The 1,987-nt window shown below is 53.4% G+C and carries 1 protein-coding gene, 6 tRNA genes, 1 rRNA gene and 1 pseudogene; 2 read left to right on the top strand and 7 right to left on the bottom strand.

The features are described from left to right. Window positions 1-194: 194 nt before the first annotated feature. On the top strand, window positions 195-500 hold the full coding sequence (locus KQI17_RS13725; RefSeq protein ID WP_253285843.1) for a hypothetical protein: 306 nt from the start codon (window positions 195-197) through the stop codon (window positions 498-500). 15 nt (window positions 501-515) lie between these two features. Then, window positions 516-965: pseudogene (locus tag KQI17_RS13720) on the top strand (site-specific integrase); the annotation flags it as partial. A gap of 187 nt (window positions 966-1,152) precedes the next feature. Here KQI17_RS13720 and KQI17_RS13315 read toward each other — a convergent pair. The 7 genes from KQI17_RS13315 to KQI17_RS13285 form a co-directional block, all read right to left on the bottom strand. Then, window positions 1,153-1,228 (bottom strand) — tRNA-Thr (locus KQI17_RS13315). Between the two features lie 3 nt (window positions 1,229-1,231). Then, window positions 1,232-1,308, bottom strand: a tRNA-Asp gene (locus KQI17_RS13310). A gap of 79 nt (window positions 1,309-1,387) precedes the next feature. After that, window positions 1,388-1,463, bottom strand: a tRNA-Trp gene (locus tag KQI17_RS13305). Between the two features lie 3 nt (window positions 1,464-1,466). Further along, window positions 1,467-1,543, bottom strand: a tRNA-Ile gene (locus tag KQI17_RS13300). Between the two features lie 63 nt (window positions 1,544-1,606). After that, window positions 1,607-1,681, bottom strand: a tRNA-Asn gene (locus KQI17_RS13295). Between the two features lies 1 nt (window position 1,682). After that, window positions 1,683-1,798 (bottom strand): 5S ribosomal RNA (gene rrf, locus KQI17_RS13290). 70 nt (window positions 1,799-1,868) lie between these two features. Then, window positions 1,869-1,943, bottom strand: a tRNA-Glu gene (locus KQI17_RS13285). Window positions 1,944-1,987 lie beyond the last annotated feature (44 nt).

Below are 1,987 nucleotides of genomic sequence, written 5' to 3'. Positions count from 1 at the left end.
ATAATCCTTCCGAAAGCGCGTTTCTCCCATTTCGAGGATGTGAGTGGTGTGATGATAGCGCAGGACAAAGTCCGAAAGCTTGTGCCGCCCTGCATGGTCGTTCATGAGCTCCTGCATACACGATTCCCCGCATCGGCAGCATCAAACTGACAAAGTTGACTGCCCATGACTTACAAAAGCTCTACAAGGATCTGATGGAAAATGGTCGCATCGACCGCAAGAGCGGTCACGGCAATCCCGGTCTCAGCAGCACCACAGTTCGGAGCCTGCATCTCATGCTGCACAGCGCCTTGGAACGGGCGGTCAAGGAGCGCCTGATCCTGCGGAACCCGACCGAGGACTGCATCGCGCCGAAGGTGCAAAAAATCGAAATGCAGATTCTTCCGCCTGAGCACATCAAGGATTATCTGGAAGCCGCTGACAGGAGAGGACTGCTCCCCATGTTTTATCTGGAACTGGTCACGGGCTTGCGAAAGGGCGAGATCACGGCGCTTCTCTAGAGCGACCTCGACACCCAAAACAAAACCATCTCCGTCAGCAAACAATATGTGAAGAATCCCAATGGCGAACTGACGCTCTCCCGTCCCAAAACGGAAACTTCGGTTAGAAAAATATCCATTCCTCAAGATGCCATCGACCTGCTGATGGCGGAACACGGCAAGCATCCCGAGAATCCCTACATGTTCCCCTCGCCGGCAACCGGTGAGATGTACTACCCAGACTCCGTCGTAAACCTGCACAAGAAGATCCTGAAGGACGCTGGGCTGCCGCACATCAGATTTCATGATCTCCGACATACCTTCGCAACGATGGCACTGCAAAACGGTGTGGATGTGAAAACCGTCAGCAGCATGCTGGGTCACTACGACGTCGGCTTTACGCTCCGCACCTACACCCACGCTACAAGGCAGAAACAGGATGAAGCCGCACAGACCATGGGCAGCTTCATGGCGCAAGTCATGTAAGCAGTAAAAACGCAAAAATACCGGAGAGAAGGCAAAAGCCTCCTCTCCAGTGCTCTTTAAATCTTTCTACACATTTCGTTGTGTGGGTCACGGTGTGGGTCAGGCAGTTGACCCGCATTTTGACCCACAGCATTTTCAGCGTTTTTGCAACAAAAAAGCACCGAAAACCAAAGTTTTCGATGCTTTTTGGAGCTGCTGGGCAGATTCGAACTGCCGACCTCATCCTTACCAAGGATGCGCTCTACCTACTGAGCTACAGCAGCGAGTGGCGACCACGAAGGGACTCGAACCCTCGACCTCCGGCGTGACAGGCCGGCGTTCTAACCAACTGAACTACATGGCCGTATACGCACGGTGTCGAGTCACTTCGACTCAACAAATTAATTATAGCACTTACAACGTTTGTTGTAAAGAGTTTTTTCTGGCAGGGGCAGAAAGATTCGAACTCTCGACACGCGGTTTTGGAGACCGCTGCTCTACCAGCTGAGCTATACCCCTGTATGGTGGGCCTTCGGGGACTCGAACCCGGGACCGATCGGTTATGAGCCGACTGCTCTGACCAACTGAGCTAAAGGCCCGTTTGGACTCCCTGAGCCAAATTTAAAAGGAAACAGCGCCGCCACCATGTGGCGGCGCTGTTCTGGCTCCCCCTGTTGGGCTCGAACCAACAACCCCGCGGTTAACAGCCGCGTGCTCTACCATTGAGCTAAGGAGGAGTGTTGGCGCTACCTATCTTTCCGGGCCGTTTCCAGCCAAGTATTGTGGGCAGAAGCGAGCTTAACTTCCGTGTTCGGGATGGGAACGGGTGGACCCTCGCCCTAATCAGCACCAACTATTTATGTCATCGGGTCGCCCCGAAAACAACTTGTATTATATCTACAGGCTCATGCCTTGTCAAGACCTTGGTGACCCGTACCGGATTCGAACCGATGTTAAAGGCGTGAGAGGCCTCTGTCTTAACCACTTGACCAACGGGCCGTTTTGGTACACCTTCAGGGACTCGAACCCTGGACACCCTGATT

Origin of the sequence: Oscillibacter sp. MSJ-31, assembly GCF_018918025.1 — a bacterium.
Classification (GTDB): domain Bacteria; phylum Bacillota; class Clostridia; order Oscillospirales; family Oscillospiraceae; genus Hominicoprocola.
The sequence above is the reverse complement of the archived record's forward strand: the minus strand, read 5'-3'. Positions and strand labels throughout refer to the sequence as shown.

Coding starts and splice junctions, on each gene's coding strand:
- KQI17_RS13725 (WP_253285843.1), top strand. CDS start 195: ATGGAAAATGGTCGCATCGACCGCAAGAGCGGTCACGGCAATCCCGGT.